Annotated in this window: 23 protein-coding genes; 10 read left to right on the top strand and 13 right to left on the bottom strand. The window is 64.1% G+C overall.

Annotated elements, in window-relative coordinates; all coding sequences use genetic code 11:
• Window positions 1-38 precede the first annotated feature (38 nt).
• Window positions 39-983, bottom strand: a complete 945-nt coding sequence (locus tag P6U25_RS14300; RefSeq protein WP_407151801.1) for an ornithine cyclodeaminase family protein — start codon at window positions 981-983, stop codon at window positions 39-41.
• A 169-nt stretch (window positions 984-1,152) separates the two neighbouring features.
• Between P6U25_RS14300 and P6U25_RS14305 the strand changes: the two genes are divergently transcribed.
• Window positions 1,153-1,893, top strand: coding sequence for a hypothetical protein (locus P6U25_RS14305; protein ID WP_407151802.1), 741 nt, complete (start codon window positions 1,153-1,155; stop codon window positions 1,891-1,893).
• Between the two features lie 62 nt (window positions 1,894-1,955).
• On the opposite strand, the gene P6U25_RS14310 is transcribed toward P6U25_RS14305, so the two are convergent.
• Window positions 1,956-2,540 carry an HdeD family acid-resistance protein gene (locus tag P6U25_RS14310; protein WP_407151803.1) on the bottom strand — a complete coding sequence of 195 codons (585 nt, stop codon included), beginning with the start codon at window positions 2,538-2,540 and terminating at the stop codon, window positions 1,956-1,958.
• A gap of 230 nt (window positions 2,541-2,770) precedes the next feature.
• Between P6U25_RS14310 and P6U25_RS14315 the strand changes: the two genes are divergently transcribed.
• Window positions 2,771-2,992 (top strand): dodecin, encoded by a 222-nt coding sequence (locus P6U25_RS14315; protein WP_407151804.1) that lies wholly within the window; start codon window positions 2,771-2,773, stop codon window positions 2,990-2,992.
• Window positions 2,993-3,172: 180 nt separating this feature from the next.
• Here P6U25_RS14315 and P6U25_RS14320 read toward each other — a convergent pair whose 3' ends face one another.
• Together P6U25_RS14320 and P6U25_RS14325 are read right to left on the bottom strand one after the other, a co-directional pair.
• A complete protein-coding gene (locus P6U25_RS14320; RefSeq protein WP_407151805.1) occupies window positions 3,173-3,733 on the bottom strand; it encodes a GNAT family N-acetyltransferase in 561 nt (186 codons plus the stop codon).
• Window positions 3,734-3,751: 18 nt separating this feature from the next.
• A complete protein-coding gene (locus P6U25_RS14325; protein WP_407151806.1) occupies window positions 3,752-6,109 on the bottom strand; it encodes an Orn/Lys/Arg decarboxylase N-terminal domain-containing protein in 2,358 nt (785 codons plus the stop codon).
• 392 nt (window positions 6,110-6,501) lie between these two features.
• On the opposite strand from P6U25_RS14325, the gene P6U25_RS14330 reads away from it, so the two are divergent.
• On the top strand, window positions 6,502-7,659 hold the full coding sequence (locus P6U25_RS14330; protein WP_407151807.1) for an acyl-CoA dehydrogenase family protein: 1,158 nt from the start codon (window positions 6,502-6,504) through the stop codon (window positions 7,657-7,659).
• 14 nt (window positions 7,660-7,673) lie between these two features.
• Here the strand turns inward: P6U25_RS14330 and P6U25_RS14335 are convergent, their stop codons facing one another.
• Entirely contained in the window at window positions 7,674-8,831 is a 1,158-nt protein-coding gene (locus P6U25_RS14335; RefSeq protein WP_407151808.1) for a DJ-1/PfpI family protein, read from the bottom strand.
• A 185-nt stretch (window positions 8,832-9,016) separates the two neighbouring features.
• Window positions 9,017-9,634 (bottom strand): tetratricopeptide repeat protein, encoded by a 618-nt coding sequence (locus P6U25_RS14340; protein ID WP_407151809.1) that lies wholly within the window; start codon window positions 9,632-9,634, stop codon window positions 9,017-9,019.
• A 398-nt stretch (window positions 9,635-10,032) separates the two neighbouring features.
• Between P6U25_RS14340 and P6U25_RS14345 the strand changes: the two genes are divergently transcribed.
• Complete coding sequence (locus tag P6U25_RS14345; RefSeq protein WP_407152520.1) at window positions 10,033-10,983, top strand: oxygenase MpaB family protein; 951 nt, start codon at window positions 10,033-10,035, stop codon at window positions 10,981-10,983.
• A gap of 66 nt (window positions 10,984-11,049) precedes the next feature.
• Here P6U25_RS14345 and mctP read toward each other — a convergent pair whose 3' ends face one another.
• Both mctP and P6U25_RS14355 read right to left on the bottom strand, forming a co-directional pair.
• Window positions 11,050-12,606 (bottom strand): monocarboxylate uptake permease MctP, encoded by a 1,557-nt coding sequence (gene mctP, locus P6U25_RS14350; RefSeq protein ID WP_407151810.1) that lies wholly within the window; start codon window positions 12,604-12,606, stop codon window positions 11,050-11,052.
• Window positions 12,607-12,699: 93 nt separating this feature from the next.
• Window positions 12,700-12,909: a DUF3311 domain-containing protein gene (locus P6U25_RS14355; protein ID WP_407151811.1), complete on the bottom strand. Its 210-nt coding sequence runs from the start codon at window positions 12,907-12,909 to the stop codon at window positions 12,700-12,702.
• Window positions 12,910-13,222: 313 nt separating this feature from the next.
• On the opposite strand from P6U25_RS14355, the gene P6U25_RS14360 reads away from it, so the two are divergent.
• The gene (locus P6U25_RS14360) at window positions 13,223-13,609 is read left to right on the top strand and encodes an ester cyclase (RefSeq protein WP_407151812.1); all 387 of its coding nucleotides are present in this window, start codon (window positions 13,223-13,225) and stop codon (window positions 13,607-13,609) included.
• Window positions 13,610-13,675: 66 nt separating this feature from the next.
• Here the strand turns inward: P6U25_RS14360 and P6U25_RS14365 are convergent, their stop codons facing one another.
• The gene (locus tag P6U25_RS14365; protein WP_407151813.1) at window positions 13,676-14,332 is read right to left on the bottom strand and encodes a substrate-binding domain-containing protein; all 657 of its coding nucleotides are present in this window, start codon (window positions 14,330-14,332) and stop codon (window positions 13,676-13,678) included.
• 236 nt (window positions 14,333-14,568) lie between these two features.
• Window positions 14,569-15,894, bottom strand: a complete 1,326-nt coding sequence (locus P6U25_RS14370; protein WP_407151814.1) for an MFS transporter — start codon at window positions 15,892-15,894, stop codon at window positions 14,569-14,571.
• Window positions 15,895-16,631: 737 nt separating this feature from the next.
• Between P6U25_RS14370 and P6U25_RS14375 the strand changes: the two genes are divergently transcribed.
• A complete protein-coding gene (locus P6U25_RS14375; protein WP_407151815.1) occupies window positions 16,632-17,399 on the top strand; it encodes an SDR family oxidoreductase in 768 nt (255 codons plus the stop codon).
• A gap of 22 nt (window positions 17,400-17,421) precedes the next feature.
• A complete protein-coding gene (locus tag P6U25_RS14380) occupies window positions 17,422-18,186 on the top strand; it encodes an SDR family NAD(P)-dependent oxidoreductase (RefSeq protein ID WP_407151816.1) in 765 nt (254 codons plus the stop codon).
• 99 nt (window positions 18,187-18,285) lie between these two features.
• Here the strand turns inward: P6U25_RS14380 and P6U25_RS14385 are convergent, their stop codons facing one another.
• Both P6U25_RS14385 and P6U25_RS14390 read right to left on the bottom strand, forming a co-directional pair.
• Entirely contained in the window at window positions 18,286-20,019 is a 1,734-nt protein-coding gene (locus P6U25_RS14385) for an adenylate/guanylate cyclase domain-containing protein (protein WP_407151817.1), read from the bottom strand.
• 429 nt (window positions 20,020-20,448) lie between these two features.
• Complete coding sequence (locus P6U25_RS14390; protein WP_407151818.1) at window positions 20,449-21,003, bottom strand: PAS domain-containing protein; 555 nt, start codon at window positions 21,001-21,003, stop codon at window positions 20,449-20,451.
• A 511-nt stretch (window positions 21,004-21,514) separates the two neighbouring features.
• On the opposite strand from P6U25_RS14390, the gene P6U25_RS14395 reads away from it, so the two are divergent.
• Together P6U25_RS14395 and P6U25_RS14400 are read left to right on the top strand one after the other, a co-directional pair.
• Window positions 21,515-22,318, top strand: a complete 804-nt coding sequence (locus P6U25_RS14395) for a rhomboid family intramembrane serine protease (protein WP_407151819.1) — start codon at window positions 21,515-21,517, stop codon at window positions 22,316-22,318.
• A gap of 187 nt (window positions 22,319-22,505) precedes the next feature.
• Window positions 22,506-22,934, top strand: a complete 429-nt coding sequence (locus tag P6U25_RS14400; protein WP_407151820.1) for a CBS domain-containing protein — start codon at window positions 22,506-22,508, stop codon at window positions 22,932-22,934.
• A 4-nt stretch (window positions 22,935-22,938) separates the two neighbouring features.
• Here the strand turns inward: P6U25_RS14400 and P6U25_RS14405 are convergent, their stop codons facing one another.
• Window positions 22,939-23,979: a patatin-like phospholipase family protein gene (locus P6U25_RS14405; protein WP_407151821.1), complete on the bottom strand. Its 1,041-nt coding sequence runs from the start codon at window positions 23,977-23,979 to the stop codon at window positions 22,939-22,941.
• Window positions 23,980-24,203: 224 nt separating this feature from the next.
• Here P6U25_RS14405 and P6U25_RS14410 point away from each other — a divergent pair, with 224 nt between their 5' ends.
• Entirely contained in the window at window positions 24,204-25,283 is a 1,080-nt protein-coding gene (locus P6U25_RS14410; RefSeq protein ID WP_407152521.1) for a hypothetical protein, read from the top strand.
• The last annotated feature ends 79 nt before the right edge of the window (window positions 25,284-25,362 follow it).

Genomic DNA, 25,362 nt, shown 5'->3' on the forward strand with positions numbered 1-25,362 from the left:
TTCGCTAACCCGCCCTGCGCTTTGGACGCGCGTCGCGCTCACCGCAACTCCTTCCCGAGCCGCGCAAACACCGTCTCGCATGTCATCAGATCGAGATGGCCGCCTCCGGCGTTCTTGAAGAAGGTGATGTCGTCGGCCGACAGCCGGCCGGCGATCTTGCCGCCGGCGAGGTCGTAGTGGTCGCCGAGCACGTCGCGCTCGCTGATGGCGCCGCTGGCAATCGGTTGCAGGATGTCGCCGACGCCGTCGAAGGCGGATTCGCGGCGGTCGACGAAGATGCGGGCGCGCCGCGCGGCCTCATCGTCGGCCTCGCGGGTCTCCGGCGTGAAGCCGCCGACCAGGTCGAGATGAGTGCCGGGCTTCAGGTTCGCGCCCTTGACCAGCGGCTCGCGCGAGCGCGTGCAGGTGGTGATCACATCGGCCTCGCGGGTTGCGGCATCGAGATCGGTGGCGACCTCGGCGGCAACGCCCTCGTTCGCGAGCTGCGTGGCGAGTTCTTGGGCGCGCTCCGCGGTTCGGTTCCAGATCAGCACGCGGCGCAGCGACGGCCGCACCGTGCGGTGCCCGCGCACCAGCCAGCGCGCCATCTCGCCTGCACCGACCACCAGGAGCGTCTCGACATCCGGCCGCGCGAGCTGCTTGGCGCCGAGCGCGGAGTCCGCGGCCGTCTTCCAATGGGTGATCTCGGAGGCATCCATCACCGCGAGCGGCCGCCCGTCGACGCCGTCGAACAGCACGCAGACCGCCTGTACGGCGGGCAGCTTGCCCTGCGCGAGATTGCCCGGGAAGCTGGTGTACAATTTGGTCATCATGAAGCGGCCGGCATCGACCGCGCTGCGCGTCACGAGCTGCTGCCCCTTGCCGTCGCCGAGATAGCCGTCGTGCACCGCGATCTTCGGCCGGCGGTGCGCCGCCTCGATCGCATCGATCAGGATCGGAAAGGTCAGGACGCGATTGACCTCGCTGTCGTCGACAAAATGCACGTCGTTCTCCTCTGAGCGCTGTTGCGCTCCTCGCTGGGGGTTGCCCGAGCGAGGCCCGGACTCGACCGGGATGGATAACGCGTGGGGAAGGTCAGTCAACCGGACATGCGCGCCCGTGCCGCGCTTGCTATGCTCCCGGTTGATTCTGTCGCAGGTTTTCTTAAAGACTGTGGTTGCATTCATCGTCGCCATCCTGACCTTCATGCTGCTTGCAGGCGCAGCGCTCGCGAGCATGGCGGTCTATGGGCGGCTCAAGGAGCATCATCGCACCGACGACACCAATACCTCGGTGCGGCTGGTCGCGACGCTATTCGTCACCATGCCGTCGCTGCTGCTCGGCCTGATGATGAACAACGCGGCCAACACCTATGTGGCGATCGACCGCAATCTGCATGTCTTCGCGACCGACGTCATCATGCTCGATCGCACGTTGCGACCGCTCGGCCCGAGCGCCGACGAGCCGCGGCAGCGGCTGCTTGCCTATGTCGAGCATGCGTTGAAGGACGTACCCATCGTCCGCGCCACCGAGAGTTCCGAGCATCTGCTCGATGAGGTCGGTACCAGCCTGCGCTCGCTGCGGTTCGATGACGAGCAGATGATCGCGCTGTGGAACGATGCGCGTGCGCTCTACCGCCAGTTACAGCAGCAGCGCTGGACCTTCGCCGAGCAGTCCGACTCCTCGTTTCCATCGCCGATGATCGGCATTCTCGTCGCCTGGCTGACGCTGATGTTCGCAACCCTGGGCTTTCGCGCACCGCGCAATGCGGTGGTGATCGGCGCGTATGTCGCTGCGGCGGCGCTGGTCTCGGCTGCGATCTATCTGATCCTCGACATGAGCACGCCGTTCTCCGGACCGATTCAATTATCCGACCGGCCGCTGGTGCGTGCCGCGGAGGAGATCAGGCGATAGGGCGGATTAGGCCGTGCAGCACCGTACGGCGAATTACGCTGCTGCCAACCCGCCCTGCGGCCTCACGCACGGCGCTTCAACGCCATCCCCATGCCGATCCAACTGATGCCGGCGAAGATCAGGTCGACGCTGAGGAAGATGCCGAGCACGTAGAGGCTCGATACCGGCCAGTGCGCGAGAATGATGGCGCCGAGCACGAGCGTGATGATGCCCGAAAGCGCAACCAGCCCCCACGGCGCCGCGGCGTTCATGCCGAAGGCGAGGAAGATGCGGACAATCCCCGAGATCACCAGCGCAACGCCGAGGAATAGCGTCAATGTTGCTGCCGCGAGCAGGGGATTCTCGAAGACGATGAAGCCAGCGACGACATAGAGCACGCCGAGCAGGGCCCAGAACAGGAACTTGCCCCACGATTTGACCTGGAATGCGTTGATGATCTCGGCGATGCCCGAGACGATCATCATGACGCCGACGAACAGGACGCTGACGACGGTTGCGAAGAGTACGCTGCCGAACGCCAGGATGCCGGCGATCAGATAGATCACCCCGAGCGCGACGATCCAGCCCCACTTCGTGCGGAGGGTGGACAGTCCGGATCCGAGGCTGTGGGCAGGAGGGCTGGTGGGTGAGCTGGACGTCGTTGACATGGCATCGCTCCCGTAAACTGGATCGAGCCATGCTACCATAGGTAGGCGTGACGACAAGGGCGGATGCCGGTGGCACCGAACGCGGCGCGACACGTTGATTCAATTCGTCTGCCGTGCTGCCGCGCAGCATTTGTGCAAGCGACAACATCTGATCCACATTGGAGGACGGATCGTCCGGATTGCGCAGGGACAAGCTGTCCGGTCCGCCCATCCATCCCGAGGAGGTCGACATGCCCGCCAGTCACGACAGGGATCACGTCTACAAGATGCTGGAACTCGTTGGATCATCGGAGAAGAGCGTCGAGGCCGCGATCGAGAACGCTATCAACCGCGCGTCGAAGACGATCCGCGAGATGAAATGGTTCGAGGTCGTGCAGACGCGAGGCCATATCGAAGAGGGCAAGATCCGCCACTATCAAGTGACGCTGCGGGTCGGCTTCACGCTGGAATAGCGCGGCTTCCTGGCTGCACGCTCAAATCCAGCCCCGTCATGCTGAGGAGGCCGCATAGCGGCCGTCTCGAAGCACGACGGCCTAACTGCGGCCGTGCATGCTTCGAGACGCGCTACGCGCTCCTCAGCATGACGGGGCTGGATGTGAACGCGTTGATCCACGCCGTTGCCCACGTCCCGATCACCGCCGCGACAGCGGCGCGGGTGGCGGCGGCTCGGTTGCGCCGGGGCCGAGCGAGCGCTGCACCATCACGCTGTCCGACCAGCGGCCGTAGCGGTAGGCAACGCCCGGCAAATGCGCGACGCGCGCGAAGCCGAACCGGTCGTGCAGCGCCAGCGACGCGGCGTTGTCGGCATCGATATAGCCGATCATCTGGCGGAAGCCGGCCGCGGCGCAGGTGTCGATCAACTCCTGCAGCAGCTTTCGGCCGACGCCCTGGCCGACATGTTGGTGATGCACGTAGATCGAGTGCTTCACCGTGTAGCGATAGGCGGGACGCTTGCGGAACATCACGACATAGGCGTAGCCGACGACCTCGCCATTGCGGACTGCGACCAGATGCGGCAGGCGGGTGTTGCGCAAATTCTTGCGGCGCTCGCGCAGATCGTCGGGCTCCGGCGTGCCGCTGTCGTCGACGCTTTCCTCGACGCCGCGGCGGATGTGGCGGCGGTAGATCGACAGCATGGCGTCGACGTCGCTGTCGCGCGAAGTGCGCACAGTGATCTTGTGGTCATTCTCCATTGCGTGCTGTCCGTCCGCTTATTCCGACACGACGTAGGTATAGAAACGGACCCGTCCTGACGCATCGATTTCCTTGTAGACGCCCTGGATCTCGACCTCGAAGCCGGGGAACGCGTTGAAGCTTGCCTCGAACATCCTGAGATACTCGATCATCGGCTTGCTGCGCTCCGAGAGCCGCTCGCCGGGCACGATGGTCGCGATGCCGGGCGGGTACACCACGAACGGCGTCGCCGCGATCCGTCCGAAGATCTCGTCGATCGGCAGGTAGTCGACGTCGTTGCGCACCAGGTAGCGCGAGGCCTCGCGCGGCGACATCGCGATCTCAGGCAGATGCTCGGGCAGGAATTGCTTCGCCTGCAGCGCGCTGACCCCGGCGTCGCGAAAGAAGCGGTGCATGTCGCCGCAGAGATCGCGCAAGCGTACCCCGGCATAGCGGTTCGGCCGCCGGCGGTAGAATTCGGGGATGACGTCCTCGAGCAGCGCGTTGTCGTCGTGCAGCTTCTTGAAGGCGACGAGGCCGGAGACCAGCGTGCCGGCCTTGCTGGCCTCGACGCCCGGCGTCAGCAGGAAGAGGAGGGAGTTGAGGTCGTTCTTCTCGGCGACGATGCGGTTCTCGCGCAGATATTGCGCCACCACAGGCGCGGGGATGCCATGGTCGGCATAGGCGCCGGTCGCATGGTCAAAGCCCGGTGTCAGCAGCGTCAGCTTGTTCGGGTCGGTCATGGCAAAGCCCGCGGTCAGCTCGGGAAAGCCGTGCCAGCTCTCGCCGGGCTTGAGCTGCCAGTAGGAGGGGCTGGTGGCAAGCTGGTCGGTCGAGATCGTCTCCCAGGCGACATTGTGCACGCCGCCTTCGCGCGCTACGTCGGGGATCATCACGCGGTCGGGCACGAACGGCTCGAAGAACCAGCGCCGCTCGACCCGCGTCTCGTTCTCCTCGAACTCGCGCTTCACCGCGCGGATCTTCTTGCGCAGCTCGATGCCGAGCCGGATCGTGTCGTCCCACAACACTTCGCCGGAGCGGCCCTTCATCATCTGCGCGCCGACGTCGAGCGAGGCGAACAGCGGATAGAACGGCGAGGTCGAGGCGTGCTGCATGAAGCTTTCGTTGAAGCGGCGGTGCTCCACCCGGCGCTTCTGGCCCTTGATGTGCCGATCGCGGATGTGGATCTGGGAGGCCTGCGAGAAGCTCGCGAGCTGCTTGTGGGTCGATTGGGTCGCGATGATGCCGGGTGCCTCGGAGCCGAGCTCGGACAGCCCCATCGCGAAGCGTCCCGTATAGATCGGGTGGAATTTCATGAAGCCGGCCCAGGCCTCATCGAACAGGATGTAGTCGCAGAGGTGGCCCATGCGCTTGAGGATCATCTCGGCAGAGTGGATGGTGCCGTCATAGGTGCACTGCTCCACCACCGCGACGCGGAAGGGGCGGGGCTTCTTCCAGGCGTTCTCGTCCTTGACCAGCGGGTGCTTGCGGATCGCATCGCGCAAGCTGCCTTCATCGAGCAGGTCCCAGCGCATCGGGCCGATCAGGCCCCAGGCGTTGCGCACGGTCGGGACGTAGATCGGGATGCCGCCGCCGATCAAAAGCGCGCCGTGATGGGCGGCCTTGTGGTTGTTGCGGTCGAACAGCACGAGGTCGCCGTCGGTGACCAGCGAGCCGAGCGCGACCTTGTTGGAGGTCGAGGTACCGTTGAGCACGAAATAGGTCTTCTCCGCGCCGAAGATCCGCGCCGCCTCCTTCTGCGCCCGCAGCGCCGGCCCCTCATGGGTGAGGAGGTCGCCGAGGTCGAGCACGGAATTGTCGAGATCGTCGCGGAATACCGCTTCGCCGAGATGCTCGACGAACACCCGCCCGATCGGGCTGCGGCTGTAGAACACGCCACCATTGTGGCCCGGGCAGGTCCAGAGCTGGTTGCCTTCCTCGGCATAGTCGACCAGCGCGCCGAAGAACGGCGTCTTCAGCGTCTCGGCATATTGCTTGAGCCGGCTGATCAGGTTCTTGGCGATAAAGGGCGGGGTCTCCTCGGACAGGAACACGTAACCGTCGATGAAATCCAAGACCTCGACCGGCAGGTCCTCGAACCGCTTGCGGCGGATCAGGAGGATGATCGGGAAGTCGAGGCCGCGCCGGCGCATCAGGTTGATCAGCGCGGCGGTCTTGCCTTCAAGCCCCTTCTTGCCCCAGTCGACCACCATGCAGCCGATCGCGGCGTCAGTCTGCACCGCGATCTCGGCATCCTCCAGCTTGCGGGCGCGCACCACCTCGAAGCCGGACCGCTCGATTTCGGTGATGATCTGGTTGAAGCGGATGCCTTCGAGATCGTCGGCCTCGAACACCGGCGCGGCGAACAGGAAGTTGAAGCGTTTGAAATAGTCCATGCGTGTCCTCGACGTCCATCCGGGCTGAACCTGTCGGCACAATTCATGACAGGCGGATGACAGGCGGCGGGCGCAGGACGGTAGGGCAATCGCATTTGGGAGAAAAGCGCCCTGCGGCCATCCTTCGCGACGGCTGCCTTTGGCAGGCTCCTTAAGGATGAGGTCTTGCTTTGCGGCACACTGGTAGACCCTCATGGTGAGGAGCGCCGCTCGCGGCGCGTCTCGAACCACGAGGCCGAGTACGTGCGCAGCCGCCTAAGGCGGCATGTGCGACAGCCCCGCACCGGACGGGGAGTGTGGATGAATTCAGTTCACCCTTAGCTGAAATTCTTCGCGTTTGCCTGGTGCGGCATGATGCTCGACAGTGGACGCATCCCAAGCCGGAGGGCGCCATGCTCGTACCCGCTGAAGCCAGTGTCGCGACCTATCTTGCCGCCATCGACCGGCTGGCACCGCTCGTCGCCGCGGAGCGCCAGCATTTCGACCACGACCGCAGGCTGCCCGACGCAGTCTTCAACGCGCTCGCCGAAGCGGGACTGTTTCGGCTCTATCTGCCGAGGTCGCTCGGCGGGCCGGAATTCTCCCCGTTCGATTTCATGACGATTGTCGAGGCAGCTTCCGCGCTCGACGGCTCGGTTGGCTGGATTGTCGGCAATGGCGGCGGCATGAGCCGGATCGGCGGCTATCTGTCCGCGGAGGTGGCCCGGAGCTGGTTCGCCGATCCGCTGGCCTTTGTCGTCAGCGCGACCGGTGCGGTCGGCACGGCCACCGAGGTCGAGCGAGGGTATCGTGTCAGCGGACGCTGGCCGTTCGGCAGTGGAGCTCATCATGCGACCCGGTTCATGGGGCTCGCCGCCGTGAAGACGGCTAGCGGCCAGAATGGGCCGCCGTTGTGCTGCTACTTCGACCGGTCGGAGGTCCGGGTGCACGACACCTGGTTCGTATCCGGACTGCGCGGCACCGGAAGCTGCGACTTCGAGGTGCGCGACAGCTTTGTTCCGTTCAGCCACACCCACGCGCTGGTCGATCTTCAACCCACCGAACGCGGAATTCCGTATCGGCTGCCGGGTCTGTCCGCGTTCGCCTGGACGATCTCTGTCGTTCCCCTGGGCATCGCACGAGGCGCGCTTGCGGCCTTTATCGAGCTGGCCGGGCGAAAGGCACGGCTCGGCAGCTCCGGCACGATGCGCGACAGCGAGCCCGTTCAAGACATGGTTGGCCGGGCGGAGGTCGCGCTGCGTTCAGCGCGCGCTTTGCTCGCCGAAGCCATGGCCGAGTTGATCGCAGCGATCGACGCCGGAGGCGGCCGTCTTGTCGAGGCGCGGGTGTTCCTGCGGACGGCTTGCGCCAATGCCGCGGAAAATGCCGCGCGGGTCGTCGACATGATTGCGGCCCATGCCGGCACCGCAGCGATCTTCGAGACCGGGACGCTGGAGCGGTCGATCCGCGACGTCCACGCGGCGATCAAGCATGTGGCGATGAACCCGAGCTGCTATGCTCTCGGCGGTCGCGTAAGCCTCGGCCTCGATCCCGGCACGTGGCGGTTCTAAAGGGCCGGTTTCGACTATTCATTGCGCGCCGCCGGAGGCCGCGGATATTCCAGTTGCATGGCGACGAAGTCGACCGTGCTTCGACCATAACGCGTCTCAATTTCGTGCAAGGCCCGGTCGAGTGCCTGCGCCGGCGGCGTCGTTCCTACCGGAGGGAGCAGGCGCGCCGCGGGCCAATCGGTCGCGACCTGTTGCGGATAGATGCGCAAGCCGTTGCGCGTGACCTGAACGCCGTCGGTTGCGGCAAAGGTCACCGCGTGTGAGCGGTAGGTGCGCGACCAACTGTCTGCGACCAGCGCCAGCGAAACCTCGTCGACGCCCCGCGTGAGCTTGAGGCCGAGCTGCTCCCTGTTCCAGAGGGCCAGCGTGTTCCGGATCGCGGTCAGCGCGAACGGGCGCGTGAATTTGAACGCGCTGCTGTCGTGGCGCGCATCCCAGTCGTCGACACCGATCTCGCGGGCGATCGTCTCCGCCTTGGCGCGGCCGGCGATCGCCTCGATCAGGGTGAGCGACATCGGCAGCGACGCCGAGATCCCGGTCGTCGTCGCAACGCCGCGGTCGATCACGATCCTGCGGTCCGCGACGTAGTGGATCTGTGGATGCCTGTCGCGCCAGCTCTTCAGATAGAACCAGTGCGTCGTCGCTCGCCGGCCGTCCAGCAGGCCGGCAGAGGCGACGACCTTGGCGCCGGCGCAGACGCTGATGATGACGGCGCCGTTGTCCGCCTGACGTCGGATCCATTGCATCACGGTCAGATCGTCGTCACGGCTCATCGCGGGCACGATGACGTAGTCGGCCCCATCGGGATGCGCGGCATCGAATGCTGCAATCGTCGCGTCCGGTTCGACCTTCAGCACCGGGAACAACGTCACCGCTCCCGGCTCCGTTGCCAGCGTCACAACGTCGGCGACATCGGCGCGCTTGAGGATGCCGTAAGGCATCAGATAGTCGGTGGTCTCGGTCATCTCATTGATGCCGACGATCGCGATCAACGGGCGTTGTCGCTTCGGCGGCTTCAGAGCCGCGACCGATGCGTCGTGCTCCTCCCGTGCGATCGGAGGAGGGCGCTTATATGTCGACGCGGCAGGAAGGCTGAGCAGCCAGCCGCCACCAACGATTGGAACCAGCGCGGCGACCGCAACACCACCCCATGCAAGAAATCGCCAGTTCATGATGAAGTGTCTCAACGGGTCTGCTTGGTCGTCGTCCAAGCTACCCGGCGAGTCCATCGATCGAAACGGCGTATTTCCCGCAAAAACGGACACGCGGCTGACGGCGGCCGCGTCCGTATGTAGCCCGCCTGTAGCCCGCGCGCTCATGCGCGGGCTACAGGCTGCCACAAGATCGACGCTGCCGGTCAGTAGACCAGGTTCGTGCCGGGCGGCTGCTCGAGCGCCGCCGCAAGCGAGCGATACTCAGCGCAATCGGTGCCGCAGATCTCGGCGATGCGGCGCAGATGGTATTCCGCCTGGTCGCGGTTGCCCTGTTCGATCTGCCAGAGACCATAGTAGTTCCACGTCAGCACATGGTTCGGATCGGCCTTCAGCGCGCGTTCGTACCAGACCTGCGACTGCTTGTAGTCGCCGAGCTTGCGATACGAATAGCCGATCAGATTGGCGACGTTCGGATGATCGTCATGACCGAGCGCATGGAGTTGATCGATCGCGGCGGCGTAGTCGTTGCGCTCGTAGATCGTCGCATAGGCGGCGCGGTAGCCCTCGCGAAACGCGGGGTCCTCGAAGCCGGATTGCTTGGCGGGCTTTTTGGTATGTGTCGCCTTCTTGCCTTTCTGCTGTGGGTAGGTCGGCGCGGTTGCCGGCGTGTCGTAATGCGACCCGTAGGGATCGCCTCCACCTCCTCCGCCGCCACCTCCGCCCCCGCCGCCGGCTGCCATGGATGCCTGCGGCGGGAAGAGGGCGAGCGGCACTGTCAAGCATGCTGCAAGTGTTGCGAGCTTCATCGGTGACTTGATCATGCGCACCTCCCGATACGAACAGGCCGTCATGGCCTGAAGCACTAAACTCCCCATCGCGGGAGACATTCCGGCTCGACTCAAAAGATTGTTCTTGTTGCAACGAATGCGACAACCGCACTGTCGCGGTGGGTGTGTGCAGCCTGACCGTGGCGGATGCTGTCTTCGTATCGGCAAAGTTCGAAGCTAACATTCATGTTAGGTTTCGCGTTGCTGGAACGCGGCTGTCCGGAAACTGGGTCGGGGGCGTACCGCCTTCGTACTAAGCCGGCTCAACGACGGCCGAGCGGGAGGTAATCCAGAATGTCGCAACGTTTAGAGCGCTTTGGCTGGCTCAATCGGGATAACCTGCACAGATGAGTGCAATGAATCGAGCCGCGTTCGTCTCGAAGGGTGCGCATTTGGTTTCTGAACGCGACCTGGAGGCTGCGCTTGAGTCCGTCCGGGACCGAGCCGCCGGGGCGGCCGAGGGCATCTTCGGCCCGGCCTCGATCACCTGGCAGATCGACAGGGAAGCCGTCATCTTTCTGGGCGCCGGTCGGGCCTTGCTCCTTCAGCTCGCGCATCCCTGGGTCGCTGCCGCGGTGGCCGAGCACTCGCGGACCTTTGCCGATCCGATCGGCCGCTTCCATCGCACCTTTGACGTTGTGTTCACGATGGTGTTCGGCTCGCTCGACAACGCTCTTGTTGCGGCCAGACACCTGCACCACCGCCATACCGCGATCGTCGGTTGCTTGTCCGAGGCGATCGGCCCCTACGCAAACGGCTCTCCCTACCGCGCCAACGAGGTCGCAGCGTTGCGCTGGGTTCACGCGACTCTCGTCGACACGGCCCTCATCGTGCACGACCTGATCTTGCCTCCGCTCTCGGTCGAGGAGCGCGAGCGGTATTGGGCAGAAAGCCGGCTGTTTGCGGCATTGTTCGGGCTGACGTCGGCTGACCTGCCGACGGACTGGGACTCGTTCGCCACCTACACGGCGGCCATGATGCAATCGGATACGTTGTCGGTCAGCACCGCGGCACGCGAGGTGGCCAGCCAAATCTTCGCCGGAGGACGCCCTTGGCTGCGGCCGCCGCGATGGTACCGGGCGCTGAGCGCCCAGCTCCTGCCGGACCGGTTGCGCACCGGCTTCGGATTTGTCTTGGACGAAGGTGACAGGAAAGCCGCAGAACGCGCGCTTGCATGGACTCGCCGCCTCTATCCAAAAATTCCGACCCGCCTTCGGTACGTCGGTCCCTACCAGGAAGCCCAGGCGCGACTGCAGGGCAAGCTGCAGCTCGGCTGGGCAACCCGGTGTCTTAACAGGGCCTGGATCGGCCGACCTCAACTGGATCATCGCCGGAGCAGGTGAGGCCGTCCCGGACGCGATCTGCGGCAAAGGTCTCGCGCTGCAACGGTGCCGTTTCGCCAGGTCGGGTCACGCTGTCGGCGACGGTGCGTGATATTCGGTCGCAGCGGTTTCGTCGGTCGAACCGGCGCCCAGCGAGGTGAACACCAGGGTGAGGACAACGGTCAGGCCGAGGTTGACGATCACGGCGTAAAGCGCCGCGTAGCCTGGAAAGGTGAAGGTGCCGATCGCAAGCGCGTAGGTCGGCATCAGCTTCGCCGCGATGAACATCGCCGTGCCGGTTGCGATCCCGGCAGCCCAGCCGATCAGCAGCGCCCAATCATTGAACCAGCGGGTATAGACGCCGAGCATCACCGACGGCAGCGTCTGGATAATCCAGATGCCGCCGAGCAGTTGCAGGTAAATTGCAAACTTGGACGGCAGGAAGAGGATGAAGGCGAGCGCGCCGAACTTGACGATCAGCGACACCCACTTCGCCATCTGCGCTTCCTGCCGGTCGGTCGGCTGTCGATTGATGAACTCGCGATGAATGTTGCGTGTGTAGAGATTGGCCGCGGCAATCGACATGATCGCCGCCGGCACAAGTGCGCCGATCCCGACGGCCGCGAACGCGATCCCCACGAACCATGACGGGAAGCTGTGCAGGAACAGTGCCGGCACCGCAAAGTTGTTGCCGAATTCCTTGAAGCCGGCCGCATATTCGGGACGCTCGCTGACACCTGCCGCGATGGCGAAGAAGCCGACGAGCGCGAGCAGACCGAGCATGAACGAATAGCCCGGCAGCAGTGCGGCGTTGCGGCGGATGGCGCGGCCGCTGCTTGCGGCGAGGATCCCGGTGATGGAGTGCGGATACAGGAAGAGCGCAAGCGCCGATCCCAGCGCCAGCGTCGCGTAAGCCCCATACGCGCCGGTGGTGTTGTCGCCGGGAACAGCGAGCAGCAGCTTCGAGGCCGGTACCGCCGCAAAGATCTTCTCAAAGCCGCCCAGTTGGATCGGAACGACGACGACTGCGGCGAATGCCGTCAGATAGATGAGGAGGTCCTTGACGACGGCGATCGAGGCGGGCGCTCGCAGCCCGCTCGAGTAGGTGAAGGCCGCGAGGATGATGAAGGCGATGACCAGCGGCAGATCACCGGCATAACCCGTCCCCGAAATGCCCAGGCCTCCGATCACGACCTGCAGCCCGACGAGTTGCAGCGCGATGTAGGGCATCGTCGCGACGATGCCGGTGACCGCGACAGCCAATGCAAGCCAGCGGTTGCCGAAGCGCCCGCGGACGAAGTCGGCGGCGGTGATGTAATTGTGCCGGTGACAGACGTACCAGAGCCGCGGAAAAGCCAGCAGGAGAATAGGGTAGGCGACGATCGTGTAGGGGACCGCGAAGAACGCAATCGCGCCGGCCCCAAAGGCGAGCGCCGGAACGGCAATGAACGTGTAGGCAGTGTAGAGGTCGCCACCGATCAGGAACCAGGCAACGACGGTGCCGAAACGACGTCCGCCGAGTCCCCATTCATGCAGGAGGTCGAGGTCCCCTTGGCGCCAGCGGGCTGCGGCAAAGCCCAGCCAGGTGATGAAGGCAAACAGTGCCAGGAAAATGATGAAGGCGGTCCAGTTCACGTTCTGCACGGCACCCTCCCGGTTAGCCCTCCCGGTCAAATCTCCACGTTACCTCGTCGTTGTCTTCCCGTTTTGGCGATACGTCCCGGCGTCGCTTTGGCGCTAGTCATCAGTCGCAAAGTAGACAATTGCGGTCAGGACGGCTCCGATGATGATCCAAAGAAGCTGGTACCAGTAGAAGAAAGGCATGCCGATCCAGGATGGCTCGGCTCTGTTGTAGAATGGCGGCCAGAGCACTGCGATGAATTGAATGAGAAGGAGCAGGTACCACCAGCTCCAACTCCATTCCGTGCGTCGGATCTGTTGATTCATGTTTCCTCCTCGGAGGAAGCCCGGCTCCTGATGACGTTGCGCTCGCCGGCGCGATTGCCGCGCGGTTCGAAAATGCGAGCCGATCAACCATCTTGCAGCATCCGCGAGCCGGAAAGCGATCCACGGCAGCGCGCAACGGCGGTTCAATATATCACGCTGGCGCTAAACTTTGGTTCCAAATCGACGTCATGTCGCTGGCAAGAAGCGGCACCAGGTCCATTCGCTAGTGCAGCATCGTCTTGCGTGTTATGGACGACTCGTTGCCGTGCTCACAGGGGATATGGCACGCGCGGAGGACAACGACAGCGAGGCCATGAGCAAGGTCGACCTCTCCGACGTCTATCGAGACTATATTGCCTGCCTCAACCGACAGGACTGGTCGCTGTTGGGACAGTTCGTGGACGATGACGTGTGCCACAATGGCCGGCGGATCGGCCTGTCGGGCTACCGCGCGATGCTGGAGCGGGACTTTCGCGACATCCCGGATCTTGGTTTCAATATCGAGCTGCTCGTCGCTGATGCGACGCGGGTTGCGAGCCGGCTCGCATTCGATTGCGCGCCGAAGGGCAAATTCCTCGGCCTCGACGTCAACGGCAAGCGCGTCGCCTTTGCCGAAAACGTGTTCTACGAATTCCGGGACGGCAAGATCGTGCAAGTCTGGTCGGTTATCGACAAGTCCGCGATCGAGGCACAGCTCTAAAGACGTATACGCATCGGCGTGAGGTCCGCTTGACCCTGAAGGAGCGACATGGAAGCCGGCGCTCGTTCAGCGGCGGGGCCGCTCCATGCCCGCACGCTTGATCGCCGCGAGCAGATGATCGCTGTCCAAGGACAGAAAATCGATCAGGCGCCTGGCTGCTTCGGGCGCCTCGGAGTCGCTGACGATCGCGGCTGTGAAGGTTTGGACAAGCTGCAGATTCGGGGGCAGCAAACCGACCATTTCGATGCCGGTCTCCTGCACCAGCTCGCTGGTCGGCCCGATCGAAAGATTTGCCTTGCCCGCTCTAAGAGCTTCAACCGCTTCGGTCCCGCGAGCCTCGAGCGTGAGCTTGACCGTATCAGGCAGATTCAGCTTTGGGAAAACCTTGTCGCGGACGTACTGCCCGCTTGTGCTGCTTGGCACCACCACCTGGCCGGCGTCGATCAAGGCTTTCTTGAGAGCGGCATCGGTGCTGATGTCCGGCTTGGGAGTGCCCGACCGAACCGCGGCGGCCAAGGGAGCCGTCGCCAGTCCGGCGTCGGACCCTGCACGAATCCGTCCGTCTTCGATCAGCGTCCGAAGTCCCTCTCGCGAAAGGATGACCACGTCCGCTTTGGTGCCGTTCGCAAGCTGGTGCCTGATCGTTTTCGGACCGGTGCCCTCCGACGCTCCCGATCCGGTTTCCACCTTGATGGCCGTACGTCGCTCGAATTCGGGCAGCACGTCCCGGTAGACCGCAGCGAAGCCGCCTGAAATGATGACCTTGATCGTGTTAGGGGCATCGGCGATTGCCGGCGTCGATGCGGCCGCAGTGGTGGCTTGCTCGGTCATTGCGCTTCCTTCGATGTCAGAGGGAAATTAGCGGCACCAAGCTGACGTTGCCAGCCAGTGGGCCATCAGCGACTGTTGAGTAGGGTAGCTTGACGTCATCTCGGGCACGCCGCGTGAGCCGTCGAGGCTCAGCTTCGCGCCACCTTGCCTTCGAGATCAACGTTGCGCGTCTCGGCCGTCGCGATGATGGCATAGATGGCCAGCGCCGCATAAGCCATCACCAGGAGCCCGATGTAGATATAGGCCTGATGGATCCCAAAGGTCTTGAGAATGAGACCGGCGAGGATAGGGATCAGCCCACCGCCATAGACCTGCGCGATCTGATAGCCGGCGCTGGCGCCGGAGGCGCGGTAGCTGGTTGGAAAATTCTCGGTATAGAAAGCGGGGATCGCGCCATAGCCAAATCCAAAGACGAAGCCGAAGCCGATGATTTCGCCGACCGCCGCGAGCAGGAAGCTGCCGGTATTGACGAGAGTGAAAAAGGGAATCGCAAAAGCCAGAAGGACGACCGCAGCAATCAGCAGCACCGCCCTGCGGCCGATCAGATCGGCCAGCCAGGAGCCGATGATCATGAAGAGCAGCATGAATGCTGCTGCGATGAGCCCGATCTGCTCCGGCTCCGATCCGCTAAATCCGACGGCTTTCATGTAACTCGTGCCAAACACGAAATACAGAAAGAAGGCGCCGCCGAACATGGCATTGACCAGCGACGTGCGCAGGATGACGAGCGGCATGTCGCGCCAGACCTGGGTCGCCGGATATTGCAGCACGTCGGTTGTCGTCCTGTGACGCTCGAACACGAAACTGTCCTCGGTGCGGGTTCGGATGAAGATGCCGACCACCGCGACCAGGAAGCCGAACACAAAGAGGATGCGCCAGCCCCATGCCGAGAAGGCCTCCTGCGTCATCAAGGATTTCACGAAAATGACCGAGCCGAAGCCCAGCAGCAGGCCGATCGGGATCGCGAAGCCAACCCAGGCGCTCCAGAAGGCCCGAAAGCGCGAGCGCGCCGCCTGTTCGGCGACCCAGGTCGAAGCGGTTCCGAATTCGGCGCCGAAGCTGATGCCCTGCACCAGCCGAAACAGGATCAGGAGCAGGGGCGCGGTGGTGCCGATCGTGTCGTAGCTCGGCGTGAGCCCGATCAGGAGCGTGCTGGCGCCCATCAGCCACAGCGCATAAACCAGCGCGTCCTTGCGACCGTAGCGATCGGCGAGGTGGCCGAACAGATAGGCGCCGATCGGACGTATGATGATGCCGATGCCGTAAACACCGATGGCGGCCGCAGCGGCCGCGAGCTCGGGGAGCTTGAAGAAGACATCACCCCAGACCGTCGCTGCAATCACGCCGGTCACGAGGAAGTCATACTGCTCGATGATGGAGCCGACGATGCTGGCAAGCGCAACCTTGTAGATCTGCCTCTGGCTCGGCCCCGCATGTTCGCCGGTGTCAGCCAAGCTCGTGTCCTCCTTTGCCTGCGCATTCGTCATGAGCGGTCGTGGTCACACGGCGGAGCGGACGGGCGTTCAACGTCGCAGCCGGACTTGCCGAAGTGCTGCATATGCACGGCGTGAGATCAGTTTCGGGGTGACGTGTTTTGGCATCTCGACAGCCCTTTCGGACTGCGGTGCCCCCGCATCGATCTGACGTCGGCTACACTGATACAAAGCCAATGCACGCTGGCGCGTTCGGTTCCAGCCGTGATTGTCGGGCTGTCGATATCCCTACGGCCAATCATGTTCAGCGGATCATCACGATGAGCGTTGAAAGTTCCCGCCTCTGGCATCCTGCAGCTTCAGATGGTTATGGCTAGTCGGATGCTGCGGCGTGCGCGCTCGCCTTCAACTGGCAAAATTGCGAGGAGGTCGCCTGCAGCCTCGCGGCTCATTCATAACGTCCACTAATGATTCCAATCAATTTCTATCACCTAATCTTCAGCGTTCGAAAGATTTAGGTTCAGCGTGGTCGGCCGGACGAGCAGTGGCAAGGAACGCCTTTCGTCCATGCCGAAATCCGGCCGTCGAGAACAACCTCGGCGGCTCATGCGTGCCTTGCTCGCGGTGTAGCGCGAGAAACCTGAGATCGGAACAGGCGAGCAGGCCCCTTGATTTCGAAGGGGCCGAAACCAATCCCGGGGCCCGCAAGTGACCACCGAGCGGATCGAATGATCTTGCAACATGAAGTGAGGAGTTGGATGAACCCGATCTATGACTTCAAAGGACAGGTGGCCCTGGTCACCGGTGCCGCCAAGGGCATGGGACTGGCAACGGCGCGGATGTTCGCCGAAAGCGGCGCCTCCGTGGTTCTGGCCGACCTGGACGGCGATCTCGCCGCGAAGGAGGCCGAGCGGATCGTCCGGGACGGCGGCACCGCAATTGGCTTGGCCTGCGACGTCGCCGACGAGACGCGGGTGGCGGCGATGGTCGACCGCGCGGTCGCAGAGTACGGACGGCTCGACATGGCCTTCAACAACGCCGGCATCCAAGTGCCGCCATCGGACGCCGCCGAGGAGCCGATCCAGCATTTCGAGCGCGTCACGGCGGTAAACCAGCGGGGGGTCTGGGCCTGCATGAAGCATGAGCTGCGCGTGATGCGCGATCAAGGCAGCGGCGCGATCGTCAATTGCTCTTCCTTGGGCGGTCTCGTCGGCCTCCCGCAACGCGCAGCCTATCACGGCACCAAACATGCCGTGCTCGGCATGACCAAGAGCGCGGGTGTCGAATATGCTCCGCGCGGCATCCGCATCAACGCGGTCTGCCCCGGCACAATCGACACGCCGATGGTCGCCGACATGCTCAAGGGCCAGGCCGACGCGATGGCCGAAATCATGAAGCAGCAGCCGATCGGCCGCCTCGGCCGGGCCGAGGAGGTCGCGGCCGCCGTGTTGTGGCTATGCAGTCCCGCCGCCAGTTTTGTCATCGGCGTGGCCCTGCCGGTCGATGGCGGCTTCACCGCGCACTAAGGATCATACCAATGGGTGCAGCATGGTAGACGGCTTCGAAGGAAAGGTTGCGCTTGTGACCGGCGCCGCTGGTGGCATTGGTCTGGCGACGGCCAGGGCATTTGGTGTTGCAGGCGCGTCCGTGGTCGTTGCGGACAGCAACACAGCGTTGCTCGAAGCTGCCGCTGATGAACTGCGATCCGCGGGTCATGAGGTCCTTGCCATCGGCTGCGATGTCACGGATCGCGGCCAAGTGAACGCAATGATCGAGCAGGCGATCGAGACTTACGGCAAGCTCGATGCAGCTTTCAACAATGCGGGCATAAACTGCGATGGTGCGCCATTGGTTGAAACGGAAGATGCCGAGTTTGACAACATCATCGATGTCAATCTGCGGGGTGTGTGGAACTGCATGAAGGCGGAGCTTCGCCACATGACCGCACAAAGGAGCGGCACAATCGTCAACTGCTCGTCGATCGGCGGGATGAGGGGCTCCAAAGGGCGCGCCGCTTATTCCGCCAGTAAATTCGGAGTGATAGGTCTGACCCGCGCCTCCGCACTCGATTATGCCGAGAAGGGCATTCGTATCAACGCCGTATGCCCGGGCATTATCGGCAATACGCCGATGGCGAAGCGGGTCACAAAGGACAATGATCCAGAGATCGTCAGGACGTTCATAGCAGCCGAACCGATCGGACGCCTCGGCGAACCTGAAGAAATCGCTGCCGCTGTTCTATGGTTATGCGGCCCAACGGCAAGCTTTGTGGTCGGCCATGCCTTAACCGTCGATGGAGGTATCTTGGCCTAGCACCAGAGCAGAAAACGTCTCGTTGGTCATCGACCCAAGCACGACCGCTTCGCTTTCAGAAGCGGACTTTTATGAGTACACGTCTGGCGCGCGGTGACGCTACTTGTGCTCGAGGTGCCAGGCGCCGTCCCAGTCCGCGGCCGGCGGGTTTTGCCGGAAGCCCGCAACGCGCGCTCTCAATGCCGTCGAGGGACCGTCGCCGGGCACAGCTTCAAGCGCGGCGGCGAAGGCGCGCTCGGCATCATCCCAGCGGCGTTCGCGGTAGGCGGCCAGACCCTCGGCATAGTGCTGTCGTAGCAGCGTCTGCGCCGGCGTGAGCTCGTCCTTCCTGGCGATGATCTCGAACACGGTCTGCGGCTGGCTCTGACCGACCACCACCAGACGATCGACCTCGCGCAGCTCGATTGCCGCCGCGCAAGCGGCCGCCGTCGCTTCCGAGATCAGGGTGCGGCTGCCATAGACCTTGTTGGCGCCTTCCAGCCGCGAGGCGAGGTTCACGGTGTCGCCGAGCACGGTGTAGCTCATCATGAATTCGGAGCCGATGCTGCCGACCAGCGCTTCGCCGGTGGCGATCCCGATGCGGATGTCGCAGTCGGCCGGGATGGCGCGGACCCCGAGCAGTTCGGGCAATTCCTTGCGAAGCTGCGCAACGTGTCCGATCATGTCGAGCGCGGCCAGTGCTGCGAGCTCGGACTGCTCAGTCTCCTCGACGAAGGGCGCGCCCCAATAGGCCATGATGGCATCGCCGATATATTTGTCGATGATGCCGCGATGGGCGTGGACCGGGGCCGACATGGTCGAGAGATAGAGGTTCATGATCTTGACCAGCCCGCGCGGCGTCACGCCCTCGCTCAAGGTGGTGAAGCCCTTCATGTCGCAGAACATCACCGTCATGATGCGCCGCTGTCCCTCGGTGGCGGCGATCGCCGGTTGTTCGAGCAGGCCTTCGGCGATCCGCGGATTGATGTAGCGGCCGAAGGTTTCGCGGATGCGCTGGTTGTGGCGCAGCGTCTCGATCATGCGGTTGAAGGCGGCCGAGAGCTGGCCGATCTCATCCTGTGTCGTGATGGTGATGGTGCCGTCGAGACGGCCGGCCTCGACCTCGCGGGTGCCTTCCAGAAGCCGCATCACCGGGCGCGTGATGCCACTGCCGACCAGCATCGCGAACACGAAGCCGAGCACGGCGGCGATCGCGGTGACCACCGCCGAGACGATGATGGCGCGCTGCTGCGCGGCCATCACGGTCTTGGCGCTGCCACCGACCTGGGCCAGCATGTCGGCGCGGATGCCTTCGATCCTGGCGTTGAACTCGTCGCGCAGGGCCTCGGCATGGAGCATCGTCTTGCGCGCCGCGGCGAAATCCTTCGCGTCGAGCTCATCGAGCAGCGCCTGGTTTTCGGTGTTCAGCCGGACCAGCAGGTCGTTGAGCGCATTGTCGATCCGGTCGTCGATGCGTCCGAGCGCGGCATTGTCCGATGGCGTCGAGGGATCGTCGATGATGGCTTCAATCAGCTTGCGCGCGGCGTTGGCTTCCTGGGTGATCACCGGATTGATCTGATCGAAGGTCTTGCGCGCGGCAGCGTAGCTTTCGTCCTCCGCCGATCCCTGCATCTTCGCCATCATCATCCGCCGCATCGCGAGCGAGCGTTCGAGCGAACGGACGTTGACGCGGGCGAGATGGGCGTAGGCGGGAATGTAGCGATTGGTGAGCTCGCCGAGCAGATGGCCGACCCGGCCCGCCATTACCATCGACAACAGCGATGTCACCACCGCGAGGATGATCAGCCCCGCGGCGATGCCGACGATCTTCTGCCTGATCGATTTCCGAAACATGCGCCTCGCGCCCAGCCCTGGCCGCAGCTCAAACCGGCAATCCGTCATCGCGGCGGAACAGCTAATAAAGTTCCGTGGCTCGCCGCGCAAGGACGGATCTCCCCGGGGGCCCGACCGAAACGAGAGCGCAAATCGCCCCTAGCTATGATTTGCCGCAAAACGAAGAGCAAAGCTCGGACAGATCATGTCGCGAGAACGCGAACGTATGACTCACAAATCGTACCGCACACTCACGGTCGTCCTGGCGAAAGCCAGGACCCGTTACCCCAAATGCTCGTTGTTGCGCGACGCTGGGATCACGATCCCGTTCATAGCCACGGTGGTGGTTATGGGTCTTAGCTTTCGCCAGGACGACGAAGGGGGGAGTCTCGTTCACCGCAAGGGCCGCGGACCATGGGACGAGGGCGACCGGTGGCGAAATCTATGCAACTATCGCAAGCCCTCATAGACCATCATGCCACGGGCGATCGCGAGCTTGCGCAGCGCGCGCGGCACCAGCCGTTCCGGAGGATGCAGGTAGCGCCAGGAGGTCAGCACCAGATCGTGCAGCGTGGTGGTGTTATCCTCGAACGGTGCGAGCAGGCCGGTGAGGCTCGCCGGCACATGCACGCGGGCGGAGAAGGGGAGCAGCAGCAATTCGAGATGCGCTCGCGCGCCGGTCTCGGTGGTTGCGGTGACGCCGGCGATGGCCGGGAGCGTCTCCTCGGCAACGCAGGTGATGATGTCTTCGATCTCGCCGCGGCTTTCGCTCGCAAACAGGGCGGCAAAGCTCCGGTCCTTGAGGTCGCATCCGAGCAGGGCCGAGATCCGGGTGCCGGCGACCCGGAAGGGATAGCCGGCCGCGCTGTCATAGGACAGCACGAAGATGTCGGACAGCAGCTCGCGCACCGCGGACGGCTCGAACTCGCTCCGGTCGGGTGCGCGTGCATCGCCGCGTTTCGCATTCCAGTAAGCGAACAATTCGCGGCTGGAGCTGTGTTTCATCTCAAGAACCTTGCCCGGCGCCTGCCTCGGCGGGACACATCTGTCCCGGTTTCGTGCAGATGCGTTCCCTTCTCTGTTGTGCAGGGAAGGCTGTGCAGCGTCCATGCCGCGGCCTGGTTTTTGGCGGCTTATCGCCAGCTTTGCGTCGTTAACGTAAATTTAACTATAGGCTTGGCGATGGCCGGAACCCGGCATAGGGTCTCCGCATTCCCGTTCGCGCCGGTTCGCTCCAAGGGCAGCCGGCGTACACATACAGGTGGCGTCAAACAGTTTGGTCGTCGCGCCGGGAGGGGCGGGGACGCATTCTCGATCCCCTCTCGGGTCGCGATAAGATCAGCGGAAGCAAGGGAGGGTGTTCTCAGCGCCCTCCCTTTTGCGTTTGTCGCGGCTTTGCACCGGTGCTGCGTGGCATCCGGGGGCCGCGGGTTGACCGATTTCGGGATTGTGCACTTGCACAGCGGTCGGAAAGCCGCCTATCTGGGATTCAACGCGCATCGAGGTCGTCGATCCCTTGGACTCCCATCCCGAAGCTCCGCTCGAGCAACCGCCGCCACCGGAGGCGCCGCGCGAGCCGATCCTGACGTTGCCGCCGGCACTCACCGCCTACATCCTGCTGCTCGCGGTGATCCATTTGCGGGTGCTGCTGCCGCCGGAGATGGAGAACTGGACGATCGACGTCTTCGGCTTCATCCCCAAGCGCTACGATTCGACGCTGCTCGACATCACCTTTCCAGGCGGCGCGGGCGCCAAGGTCTGGACCTTCGTCACCTATTCGCTGCTGCACGCCAATCTGACCCATATCGGCTTCAACGTGCTGTGGCTGCTGCCGTTCGGCAGCGCGCTGGCGCGGCGTTTCGGCGCGCTAAGGTTCTTCGTGTTCATGGCGGTGACGGCGGCCGCCGGTGCGCTGGCACATCTTTTGACCCACGAGCATGCGATCGCGCCGATGATCGGCGCTTCGGCGTCGGTGTCGGGGACGATGGCGGCGGCGATCCGCTTTGCCTTCGTGAAGGGCAGCTTCCTGTCGTTTAGCCGGGGCGATGCCGAGGCGGCCGCCAAGGTGCCGGCGCTGTCCCTGTCGCGGGCGCTGCGCGACGGCCGCGTGCTCGGCTTCCTCGCGGTCTGGTTCGGCGTCAACATCGTGTTCGGGGTCGGCTCGATCGCGGTCGGGGGCGACGACGTCAGCGTCGCCTGGCAGGCCCATATCGGCGGCTTCCTGGCCGGGCTGGTGCTGTTCGCGCTGTTCGATCCGGTCCCGCGCGCCGAAGGCGATGCTGCCGATGCGTCATCGGTGGACCAGTCCGGCCGCGTCTGATTGCCGCTTGTGGCTCGGGTCGAATTCATCCATCATCTTCGCGATGCAAGATAAGGTAGGCTGACAAATTTGCAGCGCTGCCGTTGACGCGCCCCGGAACCGAAATCGGCGCGGAACTGTTGATTGAAGGCTCTGGCGAACAGGCTCGATCCCCGAAGGGGAGACGAACGGATTCAGGGAGGCGACAATGACGGTACGTTCCATTCTTGATGCAAAGGGCCATCAGATCGTCAGCGTGGAGCCGGGCGCGAAGCTCGCGGCTGCGATCAAGCTGCTCGGTGAGCGCAAGATCGGCGCGGTGCTGGTGATGGATCAGGACCGGATGGAGGGCATTCTGTCGGAGCGCGACATCGTGCGCGTGCTCGGCCAGCGCGGCGCCGCCGTGCTGGATGAGCCGGTGAGCGCGGTGATGACGAAGAAGGTCGTCAGTTGCCGGGAGACCGACACGGTCAGCGGGATCATGGAGATGATGACGACGGGCAAGTTTCGCCATCTGCCCGTGCTCGAGGGAGGCAAGGTGGTCGGGCTGATCTCGATCGGCGACATCGTCAAGCGGCGCGTGCAGGAATACGAGCACGAGCAGGAGGCGTTGCGCGACTACATCAAGACGGCTTGAGGCGCTATTTGCCCGCGGCGCCGGTCGGCGGCGGCGCCAGGATGTCGATCGCTTCCTCGATCGCCCCGATGGCGCGCTCGGCGGCGCGGATGCCGTGCGCGATCAGGTCGTCGGCGCGGTGGAAGTCGAACCAGCCGATCTGGCCGACCCGGGGCGAAATCAGCATATCGGGCGGATCGCCGGCGAGGCGCGCCCGGGTGATGCGGTCCTGCATGATGTTGAAGGCGTCCACCATGACGCTTGAAATGCCCGGCCGGCTCGCGCTGCCGAAGAATTCGCGCTTGACAGTGCGCTCGGCCGAGAAGAAGCGTCCGAAGCGGCGCTTCGGCGGCTCCGGCTCGAGCGCCGTCTCGGCGGTCACCGCCACCGTCACCTCGGGTGCGGCGGATTGGCCGTGATTGTAGATCGTGGTCGAGTGCGCGAACACGTCGCTGGAAAGATTGGCCGCGATCACAATCTCGGCGCCGAGTGCGCGGGCGGCCGACACCGGCACCGGGTTGACCAGCGCGCCGTCGACCAGCCAGCGGTCGCCGATCAGCACGGGGGCGAAGATACCGGGCAGGGCGTAGGAAGCGCGCATGGCATCGACCACGCGGCCGTGGGTCAGCCAGATCTCGTGGCCGGTACGTACCTCGGTCGCGACGCTGGCGAATTTCACCGAGAGGTCCTCGATCATCGACTGCCCCAGCGCCGCCTCGAGCTCGGCGGCAAGCTTGGTGCCGCCGATCAGGCCGGAGCCGCTGAGCCGGATGTCGAGATAGCCGAGGACACTGCGCGGCTGCAGGCCGCGGGCCCATTGCTCCAGCGTCTCGATATGACCTGCGGCATAGGCGCCGCCGACCACGGCACCGATCGAGGTGCCGACCACGACGTTGGGGACAATGCCGTGGGCGAGCAAAGTCTTGATGATACCGATATGGGCAAAGCCGCGAGCGGCGCCGCCGCCGAGGGCAAGCCCGATCACGGGGCGGCGAACCGTTCCCAGTCCGACCTTGTCGGGGCCGTCGGAGCTCTTGTGGCCACGGCCCATCCAGCTATCCAACACGACACATCTCCTGCCGGCACGAGCTTAGTCCTCGCGGCGTTGCTGCGCCAGAATCGTCCATGTGCATGGTTTATGCCCGGCTGGCTCGGCCTAGGCAGGGATTGTGACTGGACCGCGACGCTAGAGCTAACATCGGCTTGATCGAACTGTTCCAAATGGGGATCAAGGCGTCCGGGTCGCCACGAAGGCTTGAATTTGCCGCGTTTTCGTTGAAAAGCATGGCGATGACTTCGTGGGGTAATGGCATCGGCAGACGCGGGCGGGGCAGGTGGCGGCTTCTTCCGTTGGTTGCGCTCGCGCTTGCCGCCATCGTGATTGCCCTGCCGCCCGGCTCAGCTTCGGCTCAATGGTTCAGCGATCGGCCGCCACCGATCCCGCCGGCTCCGGTCCCGGAGGGCTCCTCCAGCCCGGCGTTCAATCTGGCACCACCTTCCGGAGCCGGCTCCGGGCCCACTTTGCCGTCGCCGCTGACCCAGCCCACCATCGTCCAGCCGTCGATTGCGACCATGCCGCCCGCGGCGCCGCCGCCGGGTGCCTCGACGGTGGGCCAGGCAGTGCTTGCGCTGACGGCGCGGTATGGCAAGGACATGCCCGTCATCAACGGCGGGCTGGTGTGGCGGGTGTTCGCCGACAAGCCGGACGAGAACGGCACCTTCAAGCTGGTCCGCGAGGAGCGCGGAGCGACGCCCAATATCGTGCTGCCGCCCGGCAATTATGTGGTGCATGTCGCGCTCGGTCTGGTCAGCGCGGTCCGTGCCGTCAACCTGAAGTCGGAGACCGACCGCGAGTCCTTCGTGCTGCCGGCCGGGGGCCTGCGGATCGAAGGCCGTGTCGGCACCAGCAAGATCCCCGCCAACCAGATATCGTTCGCGATCTACAAGGGCAGCCAGTTCGACGGTTCGGATCGCAATCCGCTGATCCCCAACGTCACCGCCGGCGACGTCGCGCTGTTGCCGGAGGGGACCTACTACATCGTCTCCAACTACGGTGACGCCAACTCGGTGGTGCGCTCTGATATCCGCGTCCAGGCCGGCAAGCTGACCGACGTGACCGTCACCCATCGCGCCGCCGTTATCACGCTCAAACTGGTGAGCGAGAAGGGCGGTGAGGCGCTTGCCAATACCGCCTGGTCGGTGATCACGCCGGGCGGCGACGTGATCAAGGAATCGATCGGGGCGTTCCCGCGTGTGGTGCTCTCCGAGGGCGAGTATCGCGCGATTGCCAAGAACGAAGGCAAGGTGTTCGAGCGTCCCTTCAACGTCGTCAACGGTGTCGACGGCGAGGTCGAGGTCGTCGCGCGCTAGGGACAGTGGCATGTCATGCGACTGTCATAATCTCTAAAGCGAACTAACCATCGCACGACTTTAAACTGTCATAATCACC

Origin of the sequence: Bradyrhizobium sp. ORS 86, from assembly GCF_045571475.1 — a bacterium.
GTDB lineage: Bacteria > Pseudomonadota > Alphaproteobacteria > Rhizobiales > Xanthobacteraceae > Bradyrhizobium.